General features: G+C 59.9%; 23 protein-coding genes and 1 pseudogene. 16 read left to right on the plus strand and 8 right to left on the minus strand.

Annotated features, from left to right (window positions below):
- Positions 1-8: 8 nt before the first annotated feature.
- The 4 genes from C6Y53_RS19180 to C6Y53_RS19195 all read right to left on the minus strand — a co-directional run bounded on the left by C6Y53_RS19180 (position 9) and on the right by C6Y53_RS19195 (position 4504).
- Positions 9-2009 carry a heme lyase CcmF/NrfE family subunit gene (locus C6Y53_RS19180; RefSeq protein WP_149615591.1) on the minus strand — a complete coding sequence of 667 codons (2001 nt, stop codon included), beginning with the start codon at positions 2007-2009 and terminating at the stop codon, positions 9-11.
- A gap of 65 nt (positions 2010-2074) precedes the next feature.
- Positions 2075-2380: an SHOCT domain-containing protein gene (locus C6Y53_RS21320; protein ID WP_222481198.1), complete on the minus strand. Its 306-nt coding sequence runs from the start codon at positions 2378-2380 to the stop codon at positions 2075-2077.
- Positions 2316-3782 carry an ATP-binding protein gene (locus C6Y53_RS19190; protein ID WP_149615592.1) on the minus strand — a complete coding sequence of 489 codons (1467 nt, stop codon included), beginning with the start codon at positions 3780-3782 and terminating at the stop codon, positions 2316-2318. Before C6Y53_RS19190 ends, C6Y53_RS21320 begins: the two co-directional genes overlap by 65 nt.
- Complete coding sequence (locus C6Y53_RS19195; protein WP_078523120.1) at positions 3782-4504, minus strand: response regulator; 723 nt, start codon at positions 4502-4504, stop codon at positions 3782-3784. Before C6Y53_RS19195 ends, C6Y53_RS19190 begins: the two co-directional genes overlap by 1 nt.
- Positions 4505-4692: 188 nt before the next feature.
- On the opposite strand from C6Y53_RS19195, the gene C6Y53_RS19200 reads away from it, so the two are divergent.
- From C6Y53_RS19200 to C6Y53_RS21495, 5 genes are all read left to right on the plus strand, one after another.
- On the plus strand, positions 4693-4962 hold the full coding sequence (locus C6Y53_RS19200) for a hypothetical protein (RefSeq protein ID WP_244615036.1): 270 nt from the start codon (positions 4693-4695) through the stop codon (positions 4960-4962).
- A gap of 51 nt (positions 4963-5013) precedes the next feature.
- Positions 5014-6365, plus strand: a protein-coding gene (locus tag C6Y53_RS19205; RefSeq protein ID WP_146681743.1) for an IS3 family transposase whose coding sequence is annotated in 2 segments (ribosomal slippage) — positions 5014-5350 and positions 5350-6365 — 1353 coding nt in all. Because the reading frame shifts where the segments join, the coding sequence is not laid out codon by codon here.
- Positions 6366-6377: 12 nt separating this feature from the next.
- Entirely contained in the window at positions 6378-6755 is a 378-nt protein-coding gene (locus tag C6Y53_RS19210) for a hypothetical protein (protein ID WP_168175248.1), read from the plus strand.
- 16 nt (positions 6756-6771) lie between these two features.
- The gene (locus C6Y53_RS19215; RefSeq protein WP_149615593.1) at positions 6772-7638 is read left to right on the plus strand and encodes a TniB family NTP-binding protein; all 867 of its coding nucleotides are present in this window, start codon (positions 6772-6774) and stop codon (positions 7636-7638) included.
- A gap of 80 nt (positions 7639-7718) precedes the next feature.
- A complete protein-coding gene (locus C6Y53_RS21495) occupies positions 7719-8645 on the plus strand; it encodes a TniQ family protein (protein ID WP_425300368.1) in 927 nt (308 codons plus the stop codon).
- 16 nt (positions 8646-8661) lie between these two features.
- On the opposite strand, the gene scpB is transcribed toward C6Y53_RS21495, so the two are convergent.
- The gene (gene scpB, locus C6Y53_RS19225) at positions 8662-9273 is read right to left on the minus strand and encodes an SMC-Scp complex subunit ScpB (protein WP_078523268.1); all 612 of its coding nucleotides are present in this window, start codon (positions 9271-9273) and stop codon (positions 8662-8664) included.
- Between the two features lie 47 nt (positions 9274-9320).
- The gene (locus C6Y53_RS19230; RefSeq protein ID WP_078523244.1) at positions 9321-10205 is read right to left on the minus strand and encodes a DUF1403 family protein; all 885 of its coding nucleotides are present in this window, start codon (positions 10203-10205) and stop codon (positions 9321-9323) included.
- 157 nt (positions 10206-10362) lie between these two features.
- Here C6Y53_RS19230 and C6Y53_RS19235 point away from each other — a divergent pair, with 157 nt between their 5' ends.
- On the plus strand, positions 10363-11460 hold the full coding sequence (locus C6Y53_RS19235; RefSeq protein ID WP_149615595.1) for a tyrosine-type recombinase/integrase: 1098 nt from the start codon (positions 10363-10365) through the stop codon (positions 11458-11460).
- Between the two features lie 6 nt (positions 11461-11466).
- On the opposite strand, the gene C6Y53_RS19240 is transcribed toward C6Y53_RS19235, so the two are convergent.
- Complete coding sequence (locus tag C6Y53_RS19240) at positions 11467-11802, minus strand: type II toxin-antitoxin system RelE/ParE family toxin (protein ID WP_149615596.1); 336 nt, start codon at positions 11800-11802, stop codon at positions 11467-11469.
- On the minus strand, positions 11799-12056 hold the full coding sequence (locus C6Y53_RS19245; RefSeq protein WP_149615686.1) for a type II toxin-antitoxin system ParD family antitoxin: 258 nt from the start codon (positions 12054-12056) through the stop codon (positions 11799-11801). Before C6Y53_RS19245 ends, C6Y53_RS19240 begins: the two co-directional genes overlap by 4 nt.
- Before the next feature lie 126 nt (positions 12057-12182).
- On the opposite strand from C6Y53_RS19245, the gene C6Y53_RS21325 reads away from it, so the two are divergent.
- The 10 genes and pseudogenes from C6Y53_RS21325 to C6Y53_RS19290 all read left to right on the plus strand — a co-directional run bounded on the left by C6Y53_RS21325 (position 12183) and on the right by C6Y53_RS19290 (position 23678).
- Complete coding sequence (locus C6Y53_RS21325) at positions 12183-12719, plus strand: recombinase family protein (protein WP_149615687.1); 537 nt, start codon at positions 12183-12185, stop codon at positions 12717-12719.
- A gap of 366 nt (positions 12720-13085) precedes the next feature.
- Positions 13086-14285 (plus strand): plasmid partitioning protein RepA, encoded by a 1200-nt coding sequence (gene repA, locus C6Y53_RS19255; protein WP_149615597.1) that lies wholly within the window; start codon positions 13086-13088, stop codon positions 14283-14285.
- Positions 14285-15253: a plasmid partitioning protein RepB gene (gene repB, locus C6Y53_RS19260; protein WP_244615037.1), complete on the plus strand. Its 969-nt coding sequence runs from the start codon at positions 14285-14287 to the stop codon at positions 15251-15253. The genes repA and repB overlap by 1 nt, the downstream gene beginning before the upstream one ends.
- Before the next feature lie 240 nt (positions 15254-15493).
- Complete coding sequence (gene repC, locus C6Y53_RS19265) at positions 15494-16549, plus strand: plasmid replication protein RepC (protein WP_149615599.1); 1056 nt, start codon at positions 15494-15496, stop codon at positions 16547-16549.
- Positions 16550-16655: 106 nt separating this feature from the next.
- The gene (locus tag C6Y53_RS19270) at positions 16656-18824 is read left to right on the plus strand and encodes a ParB/RepB/Spo0J family partition protein (protein WP_149615600.1); all 2169 of its coding nucleotides are present in this window, start codon (positions 16656-16658) and stop codon (positions 18822-18824) included.
- Between the two features lie 99 nt (positions 18825-18923).
- Positions 18924-19424: pseudogene (locus tag C6Y53_RS19275) on the plus strand (hypothetical protein).
- A 402-nt stretch (positions 19425-19826) separates the two neighbouring features.
- Complete coding sequence (locus tag C6Y53_RS21100) at positions 19827-19991, plus strand: hypothetical protein (RefSeq protein ID WP_211299564.1); 165 nt, start codon at positions 19827-19829, stop codon at positions 19989-19991.
- Between the two features lie 252 nt (positions 19992-20243).
- Positions 20244-21296: a hypothetical protein gene (locus tag C6Y53_RS19280; RefSeq protein WP_149615601.1), complete on the plus strand. Its 1053-nt coding sequence runs from the start codon at positions 20244-20246 to the stop codon at positions 21294-21296.
- A 754-nt stretch (positions 21297-22050) separates the two neighbouring features.
- On the plus strand, positions 22051-22455 hold the full coding sequence (locus C6Y53_RS19285; RefSeq protein WP_149615602.1) for a single-stranded DNA-binding protein: 405 nt from the start codon (positions 22051-22053) through the stop codon (positions 22453-22455).
- 260 nt (positions 22456-22715) lie between these two features.
- A complete protein-coding gene (locus C6Y53_RS19290; RefSeq protein ID WP_149615603.1) occupies positions 22716-23678 on the plus strand; it encodes a helix-turn-helix transcriptional regulator in 963 nt (320 codons plus the stop codon).
- The last annotated feature ends 16 nt before the right edge of the window (positions 23679-23694 follow it).

A 23694-nucleotide genomic window follows, 5' to 3' on the forward strand; every position in this document is an offset into this window, starting at 1 on the left:
CTTCTCTCCTACTCGGCAGGAACGGCATCGGTGGCTGGCTGTTTGGCACGGCGCGGCGCCCCGACCCTCAAACGGCGATCCGACAAGGACAAACAGCCACCGATCACCAGCAGGATCGAGCCGATCCAGATCAGGTTGACGAGCGGTTCATAGAGGATCCGAAGGGTCCATGCTCCGGCGTTGTTCACTTGATCGGAGGCTGGCGTTGCAATCGACGTATAGAGATCACCCGCCAATGTGGAGCGGATGGCCGACTCCGTCGTCTGGCTTTCCGCGACCGGGTAATACCGCCGTTCCGGGAAAAGTGTCGTGACCAATTCGCCATCCCGACGCACCACAAGGGTGCCGCGATCCGCGATGTAGTTCGGCCCTTGAACCTTTGCGGCCCCTTCGAAGGTGATGTCGAACCCGGCGATCGTGACTTCGGTCCCGGGGGCGGCAAAGACGATCTCCTCACTCTTCCATCCGGTCGAGCCGATCATCCCCATCATCAACACAGCGACGCCGGCATGGGCAAGCGTCATACCGTGAGAGGCGCGTGGCAGGTTGCGCACGCGTCTCGCGCTCTCTGCAAGGGAAACCTCGAACAGACGGATGCGTAGCGCCCATTCCCGCAGGGTCGCAAAAAGCAGCCACGCTGCGCCGAGGATGGCAAGATAGGCCATGATCGGCCCACCGTTCAGAAGATACCATGCGGCCGAGGCTGCAATGACCGCCAGCACGGCCACGAATTGGATGCGATCGAGCAAACCGGCGATATCAGCCCGCTTCCACGACAGGAATGGACCAAGACCCATGAACACGACCAGTGCCAGCATCATCGGAATGAAGGCCGCGTTGAAGAAAGGTGGACCGACCGAGATCTTGTCCCCGGTGACAGCCTCCAGGATCAGTGGATAAAGCGTCCCGAACAGGACCGTTCCCGTAGCGGCGGCCAGAATGAGGTTGTTCACGAGCAGCCCGGCCTCGCGGCTGATCGGGCGAAACAGACCACCCGGCTCCATTTCGGGCGCCCGCCAGGCGTAGAGCGCCAGCGACCCACCGATGGACACGGCCAGCAGACCCAGAATGTAAAGCCCGCGCTCTGGATCGACGGCGAAGGCATGCACGGATGTAAGCAGGCCTGACCGGACGATGAACGTCCCGAGCAGCGAAAGCGAGAAAGTCAGGATGGCAAGTAGGATGGTCCAGCTTTTGAACGCGTCGCGCTTTTCGGTGACGATGGCGGAATGCAGCAGCGCCGTGCCCAGAAGCCAGGGCATGAAGCTCACGTTCTCGACCGGGTCCCAGAACCACCAGCCGCCCCAGCCCAGTTCATAATAGGCCCACCACGATCCAAGAGCGATACCTGCCGTAAGGCTGACCCACGCGGCCAATGTCCACGGGCGGACCCATCTGGCCCAGGCCGGATCGACGCGCCCTTCCAGAAGAGCCGCAACGGCAAAGGAAAACACGATGGAGAAGCCGACATACCCGAAATACAAGAGCGGCGGGTGCATGGCGAGACCCATGTCCTGAAGCAACGGGTTGAGGTCATTGCCGTCGAGCGGCGGCGGAAACACCCGCTCGAAGGGGTTCGACGTCAGCAGCAGGAAGGACAGGAAGCCGACGCTGATCCACGCCTGCACCGACAAGGTGCGCGCCTTGGTCTCGGCGGGGATGTTCGATCCGAACCAGGCGACGCCCGCGCCGAACACCGCGAGTATCAGGATCCAGAGCAGCAGCGAACCCTCATGGCTGCCCCAGGTCCCGGCCACCTTGTAGAGCATTGGCTTGAGCGAATGGGAGTTCTCGACGACGTTCCTGACGGTAAAATCGCTGACGATGAAAGCCTGCATCAGCGCTGCGAAGGCGATGGCCACAAACAGCACTTGTCCTATTGCCGTCGCCTGGGCGGATTTCATCCAGACGGCATTTCTACGCGACGCACCTGCAATCGGTAGAACACTCTGAACAAGCGCAAGCGCCAGTGCGAGGGCCAGTGCGAAGTGACCAATTTCCGGGACCATGGCGTTCTTTCCTATTCAGCGTCGGTGGGCGTCGCGTCGGACGGCTTTGGCGTCCGCGGCGGGGTCTATTCGTCGAGCGTTGCTTTGCGGCGACGGAACTCTTCTTCGTCGATTTCCCCATTTGCAAAGCGGCGCCTGAGCGCTTCCTGCGCGTCCGAGTCCGGGGGACGGGTGCCATTGTCCCGCAGCCTGAACACCAGAAACACCACCAATGCGATCAGCGCACCCCAGAAGGCGAGCATCATGAAGCCGCCCATAAAGCCATAGCCACTGCCCCACATGTGCCCCGTCCAGGAGCCTGGTCCATCAGCCTGCGCCATGCTGGCGGGCAAGCTGGCCAGCAACGGCAGGATCAACGCGTTCAGTTTCATCTGTTTCTCCTTCGATCAGTTCGGTTTCATCCAACGGGATGGTGACAACAGCGCGCAAACCCGCGCTGTTCTGATTGACCAGCTGGATATCGCCGCCATGGGATTGGACGATTGTCCTCGCGATTGAGAGCCCAAGCCCATAACCGCCCGTTTCCAGAGACCTCGATTGCTCGAGGCGATAGAACGGATCGAAGACCTTTTCCAACTGGTCGACGGGAATGCCGGGCCCATTGTCATCGATGTTGAGTACGAGGTTCGAACCGTGGGTCGCCCAGCTGACTTTTGCGGCACCACCGTAGCGAACGGCGTTCTCAAGCAAGTTCCTCAGTGCCCTTCGGAACGCGTTGGGTCGAAGCCGCACGGCAACATCATCACTCGGGGCAAAGGTGCAGTGTGCCGCCATATCGCTGCACAAGCTGTCCAGAAAATTGCGCAGATCGACCACTTCGGCACCTTCGGATCCGGTAAGGCCGCGTGCAAAGGTGAGCGTCGCTTCGACCATACTCTGCATCTCTTCGACCGATGCGATGAGGCTGTCCCGCGTCTCTTCTTCGTCAACCAGCTCCGCGCGGACACGCATGGCAGTCAACGGCGAGCGTAAATCGTGGCCAAGGGCTGCGAGCATACGTGTACGATCACTGACAAACCGGCTCAGCCGTCGTTGCATGCGGTTGAATGCGACGGTCAGATCTCTGACCTCGGTCGGCCCTGTGACCGCCAATTCGCCCACATCTTCGCCCCGGCCAAGATGGTCCGCGGCCTTCGACAGGTGCCGCAAAGGACGCGTCAGGCGCGTCATTACAAACCAGAAGATCGCCACCAGAAGCAGTCCGGCGGAAATCCCGAAGGTCAGCATCGAATAGAAAGGCCATTGGATCGGCGGTCGCTCGAACCGCGTTCCGACATTCAGCCAACGCGCTCCCTTGATGGCGATGGACAGGTTCATTTCAACCGCTGTCAACTCTCCGCGCATCATCGCGAGATGCATTTCTGTCATCTCGTCCGAGAGATTGGGAAGAGGCCGCAACTCGCCCTCGACCTCGTGCAATTCAACGCGAATATCCCGGCTGTAGCTGTCATCCATCAGGGCGCGTATGCGCGCTTCCACGATGCCGCCGTCCGAATGACCGGTGTGATCCACGATCGGAGCGTCCGACAGATCGAACCGGATCAGAGGCGAATTTGCCGCGCGAAGGATCGAGTCCTGCAGATCCAGCGGGGCCTCTTCGATCAACCGCGCGACATTCGCTGCGCGACCCGCGGCCTCGAATCCTAAAGCTGCACGAATCGCAAGGCTGCGCTCGTCGGCGAACAGGAACAGGCTGATCACCTGGGCCACGACAAGTGCCGCGACCACAAGCAGGATCAATTGGCCGCTCAGAGATCTCATCGCACGGCGCATCACGGCGCATCCTCGACATCGGCAGCCAGACAGTATCCGCCGTTCCGCACCGTTTTGATGACACTGGGCCTAAGTACATCCGGCTCGATTTTGCGGCGGAGACGGCTGATCTGATTGTCGATGGTGCGATCCATCGGGCCTGCCGTCCGACCAGCGGTCAGGTCAAGCAACTGGTCACGGCTGAGCACCATCCTCGCGCGTTCCAGCAGGACCGTCAGCAATTTGAACTCGGAGGTCGTCAATGGGGTCTCGGTGGTGGACTCGTCAATCAGCACCTGCCGGTCGGTATCCAGTATCCAGTGCGCAAAAGAGACTTTCCTCCCAGCGAGGCTTCCGGCCACAGGTTCGTCGCGGTTGCTTCTCCGAAGAACCGACTTGATGCGGGCGAGCAGTTCTCGTGGATTGAACGGCTTGGCGAGATAATCGTCCGCACCGATTTCCAGACCCACGATCCGATCCGTTTCCTCACCAAGCGCCGTCAGCATGATGATCGGAAGATCACCCTCTGGCGCAAGTCTGCGGCAAACCGACAAACCGTCCTCGCCCGGCATCATGACATCGAGCACGAGGAGGTCGAAGTGACCAGTGGCCAGCTTGGCATCCATCTCCACGGCATCCCTGGCGACGGTCGTGCGCATTCCGTTCTTCTCCAGGAAGCGCGCGACGCTTTCGCGTATCTGAGCGTGGTCGTCCACGATAAGGATATGAGGTGGCGGTCCCATGGCGTCCTTCCTAGATCATCGTTGCATTCTGTTTCATGGGCAGAATTGTAGCCGTTTGTATCAGGTCAGTCCCTTGCTACAGATGGATACAAATCTGTGCCTGCACCGTGTCGTGCTCCCGGGTAGCGTCGCGCGTATGTTATGTGACCTTTGGGATCGCAACCGATCAAAGGATGAGGTTTTCGAATATGGCTCTTGATTTGAACCGGCGCCGTTTCGTTCTGGGTGCTCATATGACGGTGCTGACCGTCGCGGCGTCACCGCTGTTGGCGCAGAGCCGATCTGTCTGGTCGGCAGAGAATGCCTTTGACGCGCTTCTATCGGATACGGCGCGGATCATCGATGTCAGAACGCACAAAGAGTGGCAAGAAACCGGCGTAGGTGCTGGTGTATGGCCGATAAGCATGCACGCGTCCGGTTTTCCGTGTCTGACGTCAGCGCCTATGGGACAGATTTGAGGTTTTCGTAACGGAGGATTTCTGGTTCATCGCAGCTATCAAGAGGCGAAGATGAACAAGAAATCCGGAACATCGAAGGACGCGGCCGACAAGCTGGTCAAAGGGATCAAGCGCAAGACGCGCAAGCATTATTCTGCTGAAGAGAAGATCAGGATCGTGCTGGCGGGTATGCGCGGCGAGGAGAGTATCGCCGCGCTGTGTCGCCGGGAAGGCATCAGCGAGAGCCTGTATTACACTTGGTCGAAGGAATTCCTCGAAGCGGGCAAGCAACGCCTGGCCGGGGATACTGCCCGCCAGGCGACATCGCCTGAGGTCAAGGAGCTGCGCTCGGAATCGGCCGCGCTCAAGGAAGCCGTTGCTGATCTGACTCTGGAAAACCGTCTGCTCAAAAAAAGCATGATCGGGGATGGGGAGTACGAGGCATGAGGTATCCTGCATCGGAAAAGCTGGAGATCATCCGCACCGTCGAAGCCTCGCATCTGCCCGCCCGTCAGACGCTGGCCATGCTCGGCATTCCACGCACGACCTATTACCGCTGGTATGACCGCTGGTCCGAGGGTGGGCTTGACGCGCTTGAGGACACGCCGTCCCATCCGGGGTCTGTGTGGAACCGCCTCCCGGATGAGACCCGGGCGGACATTATCGAGTTTGCACTCGAACATGAGGATCTGACGCCCCTTGAGCTGGCGGTGAAGTACACCGATGAGAAGCAGTATTTTGTCTCGGAATCGTCAGTTTACCGCATCCTGAAGGCGGAAGATCTGGTGACGGCACCGGCGCATATCGTGATGAAGGCGGCCAATGAGTTCCGGGATAAAACCACGCGCCCCAACGAGCTGTGGCAAACTGACTTCACCTATCTGAAGGTTTTGGGCTGGGGCTGGTTCTATCTCAGCACCATCCTGGACGATTACAGCCGTCACATCATCGCCTGGAAGCTCTGCACCACGATGAAAGCCGAAGACGTGACCGACACGCTCGACCTTGCGCTGGAGGCCTCGGGATGTGACTGCGCAACCGTGGTCGCCAAGCCAAGACTTCTCAGCGACAACGGTGCCTCTTACATCGCGGGGGACTTGGCGGATTACCTCGACGAAAAGGGCATGGATCATATCCGCGGCGCACCCTACCACCCACAGACCCAAGGCAAGATCGAACGGTGGCACCAGACCATGAAGAACCGTGTCCTGCTGGAGCATTACTTTCTGCCCGGTGATCTCGAGCGCCAGATCGGGGCCTTCGTCGAATACTACAACAACCAACGCTACCATGAGAGCCTTGGGAACCTGACGCCCGCTGACGTCTATTACGGGCGCGCAGAGCAGATCCTGAAACAGCGAGAGGAGATCAAACGAAAAACCATGCTCACCCGGCGCTTGCGCCACGAAACTGAAACCGCATAAACTCAATCAAGGATGAGCCAGAGCCTCCAAACGGAAAACCGCTCAAATGTCCCAAATTATCTGACGACGCACACCCAGGCTTGGCGGCCGGTCAGGCGACGGGACGGACTGGCCGAGCCGATCACGCTCTGGCAGCACCAGGCGGATCGACAGCGGCGGCGCGAAATCCAGCGGCGCCCTGTGCAGGAGGCATCAGCGATCCGACGCGAAATCGCCGCAACTGTTGCCGCCGCCAAAACCCCCAAAAGCCGTTTGAAGGAGATGACCCGCGCCCGGCATGCCACCGAGGCAAAGAAGCCTTATGCCGACTTCGCTACGCCTTCCGCCTCGGCCCAGGCAAAGCTCGACCCGGATCGTCCGCGGCGGGTCTTCCCAATCGAGGATTGGTAAGGTGCCGGACCACCTCATGTCCGCCACCGTCCCACTCTTGCAGGCCGATGACGCAGTGCGGATCGCCCATGTGCGCGCGCCGCGCTGGGTCAGCCATCCGGCGGCCGGCGCGGCGCATGACGCGATGCGACTGCTGCTTGAGCGACCGCCATCCCTGCGCCCACGCGGTTTGCTGCTTGCCGGTCCCTACCATAACGGCAAGACCATGATCGCCGAACGCTTCGCCGTCGAACATCTGCGTGTTGCCGAGCAGCAAAAGGTGTGGGTGATTCAGACCCGGGAAGGTGCAGGGCTGTCGCATTTCTATGCCAGCATCCTGTCCGGATTGCGCGCGCCACAAGCCGCTGGCTGGCGCAGCCTGGCCCGCGCCGGCGATCAGGTCGATCATCTTCTGGAGCGCCTGAAGCCGCGCCTTTTGATCTTCGACGAGTTCCACAGCGCGTTGCGCGGGCGGCGCGAGGATGTGAAGGCCATCTTCTCGTTCTTGCGGCGGATCGCACGAGTGCATGACATCTCACCCGTCCTTGTCGGCGAAATCGCGATCTACGATGCGGTGCATGACACGGACGAAATGGGCTCACGCTTCGATACGATCCTCATTCCACGCTGGGCGTATGACGAGGATTTCGCGACACTTCTGGACAGTCTTGAGGTAAGTCTGCCGCTAGCCAATGCCTCCGATCTGTCGCGCGAACCCTTGGCAAAGATCATCCACGATCTGTCAGAGGGGCTGATCGGCGAGGTTATCGAGATAGTCACCAGGGCGGCAGTTGCGGCAATCTCGCGCGGTGAGGACCGGATCACGGGCGCAACCCTGTCGGACCTTGGCTATGTGCCTCTCTCGAGGCGCCGCAATTCCGCTTTGCGTCACGAGATGACATGAGGTTTGGGCCGACCGGGATCTCCGTGACGCCTGCAGAGCGGTATGAAGGCGCGGCGGGAAACCGTTGGCCCATGAGCATTATGCCCGCACCAGGTGAACTTCTGTCGAGCTGGCTGCACCGCCTCGCTTACGCAAACGGCATACCTCCGCACTATTTTGGTGCGCTTCTCGGAGCGCCAGGTCAGAACTGGTCGGCACGTCTTGATCGAGCGATGCCAGATCGCATTCTGCAGTTTCTGGGAGAACATACCCACATACCCTTGGAAGACATCGCGGCTCTGACCATTGCTCCTGACTCCTTGGCCCGGTTGCGTTTGCCCCTGCGGGCATCGCCTCAGCAGAGTTGCGCACCAAAGACGCAGGCGACCTGGCTGCAATTCTGCCCGGCCTGTCTGGCGGAAGACGAAACGCCCTATTTTCGCCGAGGCTGGAGCCTGGCGACACGCGTTTCTTGCTTTCGTCACGGTTGTCGGCTTCGAGACAAGTGCCCGTCTTGCGGACAAGGATTGGCTCCGTTCAGCCAGAAGCGTCTTGTGCCGCATCAGATCTGCGCCTGGTGCAGCACGGCCCTCTGCAAACGCACCCGTCCCGCCGCCAACGGAGTTCGGCGTCTGGAGCGCCTGATCGACGATCTGCTTCGTTTGCATGCAGCAGGGCATCGAATGGCAGAGGGGCGATCACTCCCGGACCTTCTTGGATCAGCCTGCTTTCAATTTGGTAATCAGCGCATGTCCATCGCGCGCCTCCCTCATCGAGATCGCTATCATCTGCTTCGGCAATTGACGGAAGGGCGGTCGACGCCTTTCGGAACGCGAAGAAGTCCCGCGATCTCTTATTGGAAACGCGTCGCTCAGGCTGCGCCAGCTTGGAGCGGACTGGTCACATCCTTCAGCGATGCCGTCCTGCCTCGGCCCAAAGCTGGGCCTTGCTCTACCACCGCTGGCCCGCATTTGGCGGATCTCGTTCAGGCGGCCGCGCGGCTCCATCAGCAGCGGCAGGTGCCCTGATGGTCTGAAGCAGGTTTCAAGGGCGCGCGGCCAGCCCAGCGTCATTCAGCTGTTCAGCGTCTGGCAGGTCGCGCAAGCTCTCCATCCCGAAAGCTGAGAGGAACGCGTCTGTGGTCACGAAGGTATAGGGGGCACCACGACGCGGCGCGCGCGGCCCAGTTCCAATCAGACCGTGTGCATGCAGCCGCCCGATCAGATCCCGGCTGATCTCTTTGCCAAAGATATCCTTCAGCCCGTCGCGGGTGATCGGCTGGTGGTAGGCGATCGCCGCCAAAATCGCGACGTCGAACTCGTTCAGGTCCAGCAGTTGGTCGCTCACATCAGCAGCGGCGCGGATCGCAGGCGCGTAAGCGGTCCGTGTCCGGAACATCCACGCCCCTGCGACCATGGCAATCTCAAACGCCCGCCCCTCCAGATCGGCGGCCAGATCCTCGACCAGCAGATCAACCGAGGCCGCCTGCCCCACTATGCGCGCCAGATCTTCGCGCGGTACAGGCGAGGCAGAGGCAAACAGCACCGCCTCGATCCGGCGCATCCATTCCCGCCAGCGCAATTCCGGCGGCAGGTTGGCCAATTCGCGGTCAATCTGGGGTTCGGGGCGGTCCTTCGACTTCTTTTCTGGTCGCATGTCCGACCCGTGGAACCGGTTCCCATTTTCGCTATCCATGCTCATGCCTACACCCCGTACAGCCGGAAGGTGTCGCGGCCGGTCAATTCGCGGATGGCGCCAAGATCGACCAGCCGGTCGCAGAGTCGCCGCGCGGCGCGATCCGGCAAAGGCAAGGCCGCGGGGGCCACCGCATCCTGTGTCAGGAAGATCTCAACCGCCTCCCCGGCCCCTTTGGCTCGAAGCTTTGGCGCAACCCCTTTCAAAAGCGCAGCCCGACGCGAGAGGTCGACAGCCAGACGCGTGGCCTCGACCGCGGATGCGGTCACAGCGCGATGACAGGCTAGGCGCAAATCGTGGCCCCGCTTGCGCAGGTCTGTGCGTTTCAAACCCGCGGCCAGCAGCGGCACGACATGATCCCAACCAAGCGCCTGGGCGAGGGCGGCGTCCGCGAGGATTAAGGCCGGGACTTCGGCACGGGGTGCCTCCGTCAGGACAGCATCCAGCACCACCGCGGTACGGGTCAGCGGTGCCCCATTTCCCGCATCCAGCCACGTGGCGATCTGGCAAGACTCGATGGTCGGTAAAGCTCGGCTCAAAGCCTTGACCGACACCGACCGTTCCACCGCGCGACGCCAGGCAAGGTAGGTTTCGCCTGCCGGACCGGGAAGGTCGCCGGGACGCAGGAGGTGCACCGCGTCGCGCAATTCCCCCGCCCTCTCCATCCGACCGGAAAGCGCCACGCATGCCTCTGCGGCGTGCAGGGCCAGCCGGTCCCGCAACAATGCTTGGGGGACATCGTCTCGTGCAAACACATGATACAGGTGAGTAAGCGCTGCACCTGACAAAAACGCCACATCTTCAAGGGTTTCAACCCGTGTGGCGATAACCCAGGCTGGCATCCGGGGTATCGTTTCAGGGTCGCTGGTGCGGATGTCGCGAGCAAACGTCATGCCGGGACGCTATCCCAAGACGGCGCTTTCTGCCAGCAAATAGCGTAGAAACCGCCTCACACTATCTCTTGCTCTAATGTCCAATAAGTTTGCCTTATCGGACATTGAAGGCTAGGCTAGAATTCAGCTCCAAAACACGCGAATTTTCAGGGGATAGATGCCGTCAGACAGCGAGAAATCGAGATCAACGTCCTCTGGCACGTCTGATGATGTTCCCATCCGCGAGAGAGATCAAGCGAAATCCGAGTCGATCGCCCTGCCCGCCCATGTTGCTGGTTCCGGAACCCTTGATCGGTTGGTCGACACGGCCCGGGACTACGCCAGAGCCGCGACGGCCGAGAACACCAACAAGGCATACGCGGCAGATTGGAAGCACTTCAGCCGCTGGTGCCGGCTGAAAGGAACGGATCCCCTCCCCCCGTCACCGGAAATGATCGGGCTCTATCTCGCGGACCTGGCATCCGGTTCAGACCCCTCCCCTGCCCTATCGGTTTCGACGATTGATCGTCGCCTCTCGGGCCTCGCCTGGAACTTTGCGCAGCGCGGTTACACGCTCGATCGCAAGGACCGCCACATCGCGACCGTGCTGGCCGGGATCAAACGGCAGCACGCGCGACCACCGGTCCAGAAGGAGGCCATTCTTCCCGAGGACATCCTCGCCATGGTGGCCACCCTGCCCCACGACCTGCGCGGGCTCAGGGATCGATCCATTCTGCTGCTGGGCTACGCCGGCGGTCTGCGCCGCTCCGAGATCGTCAGCCTCGACGTACACAAGGACGACACCCCGGATAGCGGCGGTTGGATCGAGGTCCTCGACAAAGGCGCGCTGGTGACGCTGAATGCCAAGACCGGTTGGCGCGAAATCGAGATCGGGCGCGGTTCCAGCGATCAAACCTGTCCGGTGCACGCATTGGAACAATGGCTGCACTTCGGACGGATCGACTTCGGACCGGTCTTTGTGCGCACCTCGCGGGACGGAACACGCGCCCTTGAGGCTCGCCTCTCGGACAAGCACGTCGCCCGGCTCGTCAAACAAACCGTGCTCAGGAGCGGCATTCGATCGAACCTATCGGAGAAGGAACGCCTGGCTTTGTTTTCCGGGCATAGTCTGCGTGCCGGTCTCGCCAGCTCGGCCGAGGTCGACGAACGCTATGTCCAGAAACAACTCGGACATGCTTCAGCTGAAATGACCCGCCGCTACCAGCGTCGCCGCGACCGGTTTCGCGTGAACCTGACCAAGGCCGCTGGTCTTTGAATCCGTCTAGCCGTCGTTCCTCGTGAGTGCTTTTAGTGTTGCAATGTGACGTGGCAGATCGCTGCGCGACTGAAGGATGTCGACGATGATGACTTCCTCAGGCCTATCAATAGACACCACAAAATGCTCCCCTGCCCTGAGATACCGCAGGTCCGCGGTCTCATCGACCAATATGGAGCAACTTCTGCTATGTGCCTGGCCACTCACAATGGCGTCACAACGCGAAAGAAGTTCCGCCTCGTAGATATCTGCCTGACGCGGTCCGAAGGTTTCGATGGTCCAGCGGGCGATCTCAACGAGGCTTTCTTCTGCCCTGCGGGTTAGCCGAAAAGATCGGCTCATGATGTGGTCCGCGCCCTCGCAAAAGCCCGACGAACCGCATCCGCCCCACCTCCTTCGGCCAAATCGCCACGTTCCGCCTGCTGAAGACCTTCCAAAAGGCTGCCCCGAATGCCGGCGAGCTGCGCCTCTTCCTGCTCAAGCAGTCTCAAACCCGCCCGCATGGCCTCGCTTACATTCTGGTATCGACCGGATGCCACCAATGCCTGAACCAATTGGTCTTGGGTTTCAGTCAGGACAACGTTGCGTGTCACCATGGAACAAATCTCCTTATTGGCAATATATGCCAATGCAAAGTTTCGGTCAATGTGGTGGAGGCTCGCATCGCCGTTTCTTAAGGGTCGTCTATTGGCGGTATATGAATTTGCAAACGGCCCTTTTCCATACCCCTCATAGGCTATGCGCGCGTCTCCACAGAGGATCAGGCCCCCCTGCCCCAGTCGGAAGCCCCGCGATGTGCGGGATGCGTTGATATCTTTGAAAAGCACGCTTCTGGCGGCAATCGTGTACGGCAGGACGGCTACGTGGAGCGCCTGAACGAGACTGCGCAGGATTGGCAGCCACATTTCCGCCGCCTTCGGCCTGAGATAGTCTGTGAAGACGTTCTGAAGATCATACATAACCCCCTGCCCCATGATCGGCGCTGGACCCAAACCCGCCTTTTGCGTGCAGTGAAGGCATATGTGCGGGACGGGTTTCTGCCCCGTGAAGCGCTTGGACGCGCTGGACGTTGCGAAATTGAGGACCGCCTGCCCGTGATTGTCGCTGCCATCAGGTGCAAGGATCCAGATATCACGCTGCAGGCAATCTGCGAACGGTTGGAGGCGATGCGAGTGCGCACCCCTCGTGGGCGAACCAGCTGGCAGCCGTCCTCTGCAAAGATGCCGCTGGAGCGGGCCGAGCATATGGGACTCTTGTAGAAGCCCGTGACAAGAACCCTTTCGTACTGCTCAACCATCAGCTCCCAGAATCATCGCGCCAAAGGCGCCTAAAGTCTCCGAAATATCCAATCCAGGCTGAGGGTTAGTTCACGCGATCAGATAAACCTCTCCAGAGACCCAACCTCGCCGATCTCAGTCTTTTTCATTCATAATCAGCAAGTTAGAAGAAAGACGCGGCGTGTCCGCTTATTGGTGTTGTGGATAACTTTTCCACTATATTTAGATTCTTCTTGCCGGACTCAGATGTTCGTGGCATTTCCATTCTGACGGCAAAACGCGTCAGACGTGGCTTCGACCGTCAGAACGATAAAGAGCCTTAGCAAAGGCCATGAGAGGCGGCAGAACATGGATGATCGAAATACGGGCTACGCGCAAGGCATAGGCTCTTCCGACATCGGAGCATTCGCAGACAGTCTTGCTGAGTCTCTTGACCGGCAGATGAAAGTTGCGTTCGAGCCAGAAGAACGCAAATCCTTGCGCCGCTTCAGCTCCACCGAGGTCGCCGAACTCCTGCGCGTTAGTACCTCGAACCTGCGCAACCGCCACAAGGATGGGAGCTTCCCAGAAGTTCACACTGACGGTCGCGGTCATAGGTTCTACACAGCCGAAGAAGTTGACGACCTCCGCAACATTTTGGCACAGACGGGCAAAAACGCTGACGCGTACCGACCCGGCCGCCGAGATAGCGACCGCCTTCAGGTTATTTCGGTCGTAAATTTCAAAGGCGGCAGCTCGAAGACAACTACGACGATCCATTTGGCACACAGATATGCCCTGCGCGGCTACCGTGTGCTCGTACTGGATCTCGACCCGCAAGCCAGTTTGACAACCTTTTTCGGCTTCCGGCCTGAGCTCGAATTCTCCGAAGGCGGTACGATCTATGACGCCTTGAGGTACGAGGATCAGGTGCCGCTCGCGGAGGTCATCCAGAAAACATACTTCCACAAACTCGACATGGTCCCGGCTGGCTTGATGTTGTCCGAATACGAGACCGAAACAGCGAATGCCCTTGCGCGCAGGGTCCAGCCGATCTTCGCAGAGCGTCTTGCTCTGGCGTTAGAGGAAGTCGATTCCGATTATGACATCGTACTGATCGACTGCCCTCCGCAGTTAGGCTTCCTGACATTGACGGCATTGGCAGCGTCCACGGGCCTGCTCGTGACGGTGGTTCCTGGCATGCTCGACATCGCTTCGATGAGCCAGTTTCTCAAACTTGCTTCAGAAACGGTCAAAGCCGTCGAGGAGGCGATTGGACGGCATGTCACCTGGGACTTCGTAAAGTTCCTGATCACACGCTACGAGCCCTCGGACGGACCACAAACGCAAATGGCTGGGTACCTGCGTTCAATCCTCGCGGGCCAAGTCATGACTGAGCCGATGCTGAAGTCGACAGCGATTTCTGACGCTGGCATGACTCAGCAAACCATCTACGAGGTAGACCCGGGCCAGCTCATTCGGAAGACCATTGATCGGGCTTTGACCAGCGTGAACAGCGTTGCCGATGAGCTGGAGCAGACAATCCAAATGGCATGGGGGCGCCGCTGATGGCCCGAAATATCTTCAACCAACCTCCGAAAGACGAGAAAGAGTCGGCTGCCCCCTCCTCTGCCCCGGTCAAGTCCACGAAGCTACCTGGCTCGGTTGGAGGATTACGGGATTCTCTCCGGGAGATCACTGCCAACTCAATCCGAGACATCGAGCCCGACCGAATCGATATGGATGGTCTCCGGGATCGCCTGATCCTGGAAGATAGTAGCATTGAAGATCTCGCCGAAAGCATTCGCAAGCATGGTCAGCAAGTGCCGATCATGGTTCGTCCCTCTGACCAACCGGATCGATACCGCATCATCTACGGCCGTCGCAGACTTGCAGCCATTCGAAGAGTTGGCGGAACCGTCAAAGCGATCGTTCGAACCCTCGATGACGATGCTTCTCTGATCGCGCAAGGTCAGGAAAACAACCTGCGGCTGGATCCTTCTTTCATTGAAAAATCTCTTTTTATCAAAGAGATGCAAGAGGAAGGCTACAAGCCAAGCGTCATTCAGGACGCTCTGGGCCTCACTCGGCAAGGCGTGTCGAACCATCGTGTGGTCATCGAACAGCTGCCCGACGAGCTTGTCCGGCTTATCGGCCCGGCTCATGGCGTAGGTCGACGCCAATGGGGTGATCTGGCTACACTTTCAGAAAAGGTACCGCTTGTCGACATTGCGCGTGAGACGCTTGCCGTTCTCCCTGACACCACTCCAAGCTCAGACAAGTTTCAAGCTGTCTTTGTCGCTTGCTCCAGCAAAGCGCGTGGTCCGGCGAACCCAAGCGCCCGTGGCCATACGACCGTGGTAAAAGACAAAAGTGGTAGCCCTGTCGGTACCTTTTCGGTCGATAGCAAGTCGATCGCTATCAAGATCATCCGCAAGGATAACCCGGAATTCGGCCAATGGCTCGAAGAGCGCGCGGAAACCACGCTGCGACAGCTTTTTGAACAATGGCAGAATGAGAGAGGCTCGGGAACCTGATCCCCGGCCAGAACTATAAACACGAGCAGAGGAGAAAGGCGACGGCCAGAAAGAAAAGAGCCCCCCAAGGTTTCCCCCGGAGAGCCCTCATCATCTGATTAGCACCTGAGATGTAGCAATCTCCGACATACCGGTCAAGAGTCACCAATTTGGTGGACGTCTTTTTGTTGCCTTTTCTCGCCAAAAGCGGCGTGAAGAGCCGGGGAAGTTGTGGGCCGCAATGGTCATCGTTTATCAAACATGGCATTCACAAAACTTTCCGTTCAATCCTTGGGCGTCGGCAAGGGCTCCCCCGCCACGTCCACACCTGAAACCGACATCTGGGCAATCTTCCGCGCGCTCAGAGACACTCGCAGCCTGTTCGGTCTCCGTCCAGGACATGTTCAAACGCTCCAAGCGATGCTGAGCTTTCTCAAGCCTGGGCATGGAGATACAGTGTTCGCTTCAAACGACGAAATCTGCCGCCGAATTGGCGGGATCGATGAACGAACCCTCCGTAGGCACATCGATCGCTTTGTCGAACTCGGCTTCATGAAGCGCCACGACAGCCCAAATCGCAAAAGATACCGAGTGAAGTCGTCCGAAGGTCAATCCATTAGCTATGGCTTGTCGCTAACTCCGTTGCTGGCGCGTGCCGGCGAACTACTTGCGGCAGCCCAAGAGATGGAAAACGCACGTCGGGATCGCATATTCTTGCGAAAGCAAATCCTGACCAGACTCGCGCATCTCGACGAAGCTGACCCCGAGAACGAACTCACTCATCAGGTGCGCCGAGTTCTTCGAAGGAAGCTTTCGATCACGGAATATCGTGCTTTGCTAAGCAAACTGGAAGTTCATTGCGAGCAGATGTCCACCGCGGTGGACGCACCGAATACAATGAAACTGCCCGCCAATGACGGACAAACAGTCCGGCACCATTCTAAGTCTAAAAAAGAACAAAAAGATAAAGAAAGCGGGCGCGACAGCGAAACACCTCCTCTGCAAACACTCACATCCATTTGCGACCAAGCCACATCGTTCGCCGCGACTTCGCTTAGAAACTGGCACGATGTCGAAAGCCATGCCAGAACACTCGCTCCAATGATGGGAATCCACAAAAGCACATTCGAAAGCGCTGCAAGAAAGATCGGCGCTCAAAAAGCATCGTGCGCTATCTTCATAATTCTCCAAATGAGCAACCGCATCCGAGACTTTGGAGCGTACTTCCACAGCATCACGCTCGGTCGCAAAGAAACTGACTTCAATCCATCACTCTTGTTGGAGAGGCTTTCTCGTTCTGGAGAAGCTACTACATGACGTCCACCGCGGTGGACATGTTGAGAGGCAGAGAGGGGTTGTGAAAGGGGTGACGGGAAGTGAGATCGGGAGAGTGGCTTCCGGCGCCCGTCGTGGAGAAGATCTGATGGCGAAATCTGCCCAGAAAGTCACCCTGTCCCCGTCCCGGGACATTCCCTTCGACAAGCTCGTACTGAGCCAGTCCAACGTTCGGCGCATCAAGGCAGGCATCTCGGTCGAGGAACTGGCCGAAGACATCGCCCGCCGCGGGTTGCTACAGAGCCTGAGCATCCGGCCCGTTCTGGCTGATGATGGGTCCGAGACCGGTAAGTTCGAAATCCCTGCTGGCGGTCGGCGCTTCCAGGCCCTGTCTCTGCTGGTGAAGCAGAAACGCCTGGCGAAAACGACACCCATCCCCTGCATCGTGCGAGATGCCAAGTCCACGATCCTCGCCGAAGATGACTCGCTCGCTGAGAACATGCAGCGCGCAGCCCTGCATCCGCTCGATCAGTTCCGCGCCTTCGTGGCGCTGCGGGAGAAGGGTCAGGGCGATGAAGAGACCGCAGCCGCCTTCTTCGTCACGCCGCAGGTGGTCAAACAGCGCCTGAAACTCGCCGCCGTGGCCCCTGCCCTGCTCGAGCTCTACGCCGAGGATGAAATGACGCTGGAGCAGCTGATGGCCTTCACGGTCAATCCGGATCATGAGCGCCAGGTTCAGGTCTGGGAGGCGATCCGGTCGTCCTGGAACAAGGAGCCCTATCAGATCCGGCGCATGCTGACCGAAACTTCGGTGCGGGCCTCCGATCGTCGTGCCGTCTTTGTCGGACTCAAAGCCTATGAGGCTGCTGGCGGCACCATGTTGCACGACCTTTTCCAGGGCGACGATGGCGGCTGGCTGGAAGATCCTGCCTTGCTCGATCGTCTGGTCAGCGACAAGCTTCAGGCTGAAGCCGAAGCCATCGCGACCGAAGGCTGGAAATGGATCGAGGTTTCGCTCGACTTGCCCTATGGCTACAGCCATGGCCTGCGACGGCTTAGCGGCGATCCGGCGCCGATGACGGATGACGAAGGCGCGGCCCATGCCAAGCTGCTTGCCGAGCACCGGGCGCTCGAGGAGGAATACGAGGGCCAGGATGAATTCCCCGAAGAGATCGACGCGCGTCTTGGCGAATTGGAGGTCGCGATGGAGAAGCTCGAGGCTCGGCCGTTGATCTTCGACGCGGAGGAGATCGCGCGGGCAGGGGCCTTTGTGACGCTTGATCGCTATGGCGAGCTTGCCGTCTATCGCGGCTTTGTCCGGCCGGAGGATGAGTCTCGGGAAGACACTGACGTCCACAGCGGTGAACAGGAGGCAGACGGGCAGGGCGCTGAGTTTTCAGCGGGGAGCAATGTGGATGGTATCGGCCACTGCACGGTGATCACTTCTGCTGATCAGGCGGTTGGTGCAAACGTGCCCGACGACGAGGCCTATGGTGCGTTGAAGCCCTTGCCCGAGCGGCTGGTCATGGAACTGACGGCTCACCGCACCCTGGCGTTGCGGGAAGCTGTCGGTCGTTCTCCTGACGTCGCCCTGACGTTGCTGCTCCTGAAGCTCGTCAACGACACTTTCCGGACGTCCAGTTCGGCCGGCAGCTGCCTCGAGGCTTCGGTCCGTCACGTCTACATGTCCGCGCAGGCGAGCGATTTGAAGGACAGCGTGGTGGCCAAGCTGGTAGACGATCGTCATGCGGAGTGGGAGGCCGACTTGCCGCTCGGCGACGATGCCGCTCTCTGGGATTACCTGGCTTCCCTCGATCAGGCGAGCCGGCTGGCCCTGCTCGCGCATTGCCTCAGCTTCGGGATCAACGCGCTCCATGAGAAGGTGAACCCCTATGGTGCCGGTATCTCCGCCAGCGGTTTGACCACGCGGATGACCCAGTCCGACCTGGTCGCACAGGCGGTCGATCTCGACATGGTCGAGGCGGGCTGGGAGCCGACGGCCGATACCTACCTGAACCGCGTGCCCAAGGCCCGGATCCTCGAGGCCGTGCGTGAGGCGAAAGGGGAGGGGACGGCGCAACTCCTCGATCACCTGAAGAAGGGCGAGATGGCGACCGAAGCCGAGCGACTGCTGAAAGGCAGCGGCTGGTTGCCGGAGGTTCTTCGCCGTCACGATCTGGCAGCACTCGAAGGTGCGGAAGGGCAGGTGGCGTCTGCGCCCGTTTCCGACGCCGAGCCGGCCGAAGATATCGACCTTCCCGCCTTCCTCACCGCTGACCTGCCGGGTGATGAGGCGTCGATGATGGCTGCGGAGTGATCCGCGCCATCCGAGGGCGGGGAAACCCGCCCTAAATCACATAAAATATAATAATATCAATAAGATGAATGCAAGATGACGCATTCAGGATGAGGAATCATGTCTGCAACCACCATTCTTGACACTGCGCCCTTGGGGGCGCTCATCCGCTATACGGACGACAGTCCGAAACCGCCCGCCCGGTTCAGAAAGAAGCTCGCGGCGTGGGAGCGCTCGAACGGCGGCGGCCGTCTTGTGAAGAAGGAGCCGTCGCGACCCTATCCGACCTGGACGGCGCTGGCGACGTTCACGCTGCACTAGGAGAATTTCTCTTCGGACGGCGTCATCCCGGGCGTTTCGCGCAGCGACAACGCCCAAGTCACCATCATGCGAACGTACTCGGCCGACAGCGTGCTGACCTTCGAGGTGGCAGAAGAGCCGAAGCCCGGACAGGTGCGCGTCCTTCTGAATTTTGGCGGCTGCACTGAACTGCCGCATCTGGCCGAGTCTATCGCGGCCGCCGAGCTCTGGATCGCAAAAGAAGGCTATCGCAATGCCCGACTGGAGAGTGTCGGCGAAAAAGACGCCGGTAGGGCAGGGGGCGCGGAGTATGCCGCCTGATCCCATGTAGAACCCGAGGGGCCCGCCAAAGCGCGGGCCTCTCACCCCTCACGACACTTTCCCGCGAGATTGCGGGGCACCATAGGATCCAATCCAATACGGAAGAAGGTCTTCAACGAAAAGCCTGCCCGGGAGGCTGGCAGCTATAGCATCAGCGGGACACCTAGCTCCAGTCAGCGGTCACACCATCCCCCGCTCGCCATTCCCTTCCTTGCCCCGAATCCCGTCTTCGAGATCAACCCGCGAGGGGTCGGACTACGGGCGAGCCCGTGCCGCCGGGCGGATTCGGCCACGTTTCACTTTCTTGGCCGAACGCACCCGGTGATGTCAGCCAGTCTTCGGGCCTGCGGGGTCCTGTCGCGCGGGGGATGGTCCTCCGCCTCCAAGACAGGAGCCAAACAGATGTCCCGCAAAGATGCTCACGCTTTCGCCGCCTCCCTCGCCGCCACGCTCATGGTCTCGATCGTCATCTTCCAGGCTGGGGATGGAACCTTTGGCGCGGTCCCCGCCGATGAAATCGACGGCGACGAGGTTCAGGTGGTGGGTGAAATCGACCCGTGGACATAGGCCCACGGTTTCCCGGGAGGCTCAGGTTCGGAGCAAGGCTCCGATCCGGGCCCTTCGTCGGTCCACGGTACCTATCGACCGGAGGCTGAGCCGACGATGGTAGGCATGCCTTTGCATTAAGAAAACAAACTCGAGCGTCAGCCAATCTGGCTTTGCCCAGACATCAGCGGTCAATTGCACTGCAATGAATGCGGCTTGAACATCGTCAGGGTTCGTCGGAAGCTGCGTTGTATTTGGTTCAGGTCACGTCGTATGCTCTACAAATCATTGATTTCCTTATATGGCTCATCTCTTGCGGGCAGATCGGCTCCTGCTGACGACTTGGTTTGGCACTTTGCGCCATCCGAGGATCTGAGGCTCTTTCGCGAGTATGCGCTCGATGCCCTGCAGCAAGCGAAAGTGTACCTGCTCGATCATACGGCTGCAGCCTATGCCGATACGCTTCATGACGCAGTTGCCAAGCAGGTTTCGGAAACCGATCTTCCCGCAATGGCCATTCTGGGTGAGTTAAAGCTCCCCGCTGACGTTGTTTGGGTCGAGTTCGATGATCGGGAATTGGGTGCCGCGCGCTTCGAGCGCGGATCATCCGTGACGGCCCATGACGACAAGCCGATCGGCTCCGGCCTGCGCGGCTATCTGATCGATGACCGAGACGGCGATCGCCTGCGTGTCACCATGTTCAGCCGGCCTGAAGGCAGCAAGATCATGGACCCGATTTGCGCTCTGCTGGTCAACCGGAAGGCGGACGGACGCCTGGACTATGAAAACGTCAACGAGGATCTGAGCCGGTCCATGGTCGACTTTGGGGTGCGCATCGGGGATTCCAGGGAAAAGATCGACGCCCTTCGCACTCTGCACCGGATCGATACCGGGTACGACCTGTTCATTCCCTACGCGCTCTTCGCGATGTTGGTGTCCCCTGACCTGGGTGGTATCATTCCCACTGAGGCCACGACATTCACGGCCAAGGACACAAAGACGGCGCGAAAGTTCGGGAAGTCCTGGATTCTAGGCGCGCAGAAATCCCATCTTACAATCCGCATTGGTCCGCAGGCCGCGGCTCACATGCAGGAGCGGCAGGCTCGCCTTGAGTTCGAGCGTCAGTTCCAGGACAGGCGAAGCGGCCCTGTTCGCCATTGGGTGAGCGAACATGAGCGGCGCTATCGCAGCGGTAAAGTCGTGTTGGTGAAGGGACACCACCGGGGGCAATCGCCTGCGCCTAACCTGCCAACGCGCGTGATGGGGCCAAAACCCGAGGCAATGATTTTCGAGTTAGACGCAGTTGATCCGTGCAACCCAGACTGAACCCGGAGTTTTCCGCGCAACCATGCCGTCGGCCGTCAATCTATTGCCACCACATCGACGAACAGCTGCGGTTTCCGGCCGCGACCGGACGAGGTCGGCGCCATGAGTTCAGGGTTCCGGAAATCCGACGATACCGGCGCAAAAGCGGTTTCCACTCTCCCCGATCAATTCGGCCAGGAAACAGTCCATACCGTGGCGATGGTTTCCGCCTTGGTACACCTTCCGCCATCTGCCAATCCAGGACCGCGGAGATCGCCTTGGCGACTTCCTTCTGCATTTTCCTTAGCGCGTTGAGCGACAGCGTCCCGAGATCGCAATCAGCTATTGGGTGCGGTCCGTGTCCTGAATATTCCGGTATCGATAGCCCGTCGCGGCAAGGCCCTGCATTTCCCAGCAGGCAAGGGCAGGGGGACGAGAGCTGGTGATAGCCACTTTGGCCGCTGGTGGGGTGCTGGGCTTGGGGTAAAGCAGTCCAGATTTGCAAGGGGACATGGTCTGGCATGGGCTCCCTGCATCTCTCTGCCTCCTGGACCATCCCTTCGACTGACAATCCCCTAATCCCGTTCGGTCTCCTGCGCGCAACCCCGCGTCAGTCCGGGCCGTGTTGGCCGCCTTTGGCGTTCTGCCCGCTCCACCCCGGTCCTCTGGGGGTGTCCGGTGTCCATGTTGTCCACCGTGCACGCGTCACCCGACGGGCTTTTTCAGGGTCTTGTCGAAGGGACGGTCCCGAAGACAGGACACACAGGAGCTTAACATGCAGAACATCGTCATCCTCGCCGGCAACATCGGTCAGACCCCCGAAGTCCGCACCACCCAGAGCGGCACCAAGATCACCAACTTCAGCCTCGCCACTTCGCGCCCCCGCTTCTCGGAAGGCCGTATGATGCGCGACGAGAATGGCTACCGGGTCATGGACACCGAATGGCACCGCGTCACCTGCTTCAACGGTCTCGGCAAGACGGTCGCCGAGCACTGCGAAAAGGGCATGAAGGTCCTCGTCCATGGCCGCATCCACTACACCAAGTGGATCGACAGCATGGGGAACGACCGCTACGGCTGCGAGATCATCGCCGAGAAGGTCGACTTCCTGAGCCGCCCGAAGTCGGTCGAGAACGAAAACCCCGAGCTGGTCGACCGCGACGACGAGATCCCGTTCTGAGGAACGGGGTCTCCCCCTCGGGCCCGGCGGGGTAACCCGCCGGGCTCAGTTCGTTTTAACCGAACCGGACCTTCCCGATCGTCGCGGTGAAGTCACACTTTGAGCCTATTTTGATCAATGCTGCGGATTCACCGAAAGTTTGCGAGGCCCTGGTGGAATCGGAGAGAGACGAACGCGCTGTTGTGGAGGTGGTAGGAATGATGGCCCGATCCGGGTAGCCTTGGCGGAAGTGATCGGATGATTTCCAGCAGCAAAGTACCATGAATCATCAAACCCGCGAGTACGGTGCCGTCTGGACCGTCCTTCCGACCCGGCACATCGAGGCGCTTAGAGATGCGGTCGTTGGTGCTGGACTTGATGCCGTCCAGATGTCGAAGGGGACGCTTGGCGGTAGCTTGGCCTTTACCGAGCATCGTGGGGCGGCCTTCACCAGCGGCCTGATGGGGGGGCGCGTTTCACTGTCGGGACCTCTCTCTTCGGACCTTATCACCTTCGGACTCGGGTTGCGGGTCGCAGCCGGCACCTGGCATTGGCAGCGCGAAATCAGCAAAGGATGTGTCGGCATTTTCCATCCAGGTGACGAGCATGACTCGCTCTACACGCCGGGATCCTTCTATGTGACGGCGAGCCTTGACCTCGAAACGTTGACCGGCATGGCCTCCCGGCTGGAACTGGTGGTTGACCGATCGACCCTCGGCGGCACCGGATTTCACGACCGGCTGATCGCTGCGCGATGGATTGATGGTATTGCTGCCCGAATGCATCGGGTCCATGACGGGTCGGTGTCCGTGGACGAAACCCTGTGCGATCAGATCCTGCATGCGGTGCTCACCGCCTATACCCGCGCCCCGCGTCCAGTCGGCGGTCGCAGCGGAGCAGAACGCCACGCAAGAATTTTCGCGATTGCGCGGGACTACATCCATGCCCACCTTGCCGAACCCCTGGCCATCGACGACATCGCGCGAGAAGCAGGCACCACGCCCCGGACGCTGAACCGCGCCTTCCTGAGCGTGGTTGAGGATACGCCCTACAACTTCATCCAGATGCTTCGCCTGAATCTGGTCCGGCGGGAACTTCTATCGGGATCCGTTTCACCGCAGCCGATCTACGCGATGGCAAATCGATGGGGTTTGCGGGAAGCAGGTCGATTCTCCGGCTTGTACCGGGATCTCTTCGACGAGCTGCCGTCGGAGACGCGAAATTCCGCCAAGCGACTGTCATAGCGGCCATTTTGTCAGA

The sequence above is a fragment of the Pukyongiella litopenaei genome (assembly GCF_003008555.2).
In the GTDB taxonomy this organism is placed as follows: domain Bacteria; phylum Pseudomonadota; class Alphaproteobacteria; order Rhodobacterales; family Rhodobacteraceae; genus Pukyongiella; species Pukyongiella litopenaei.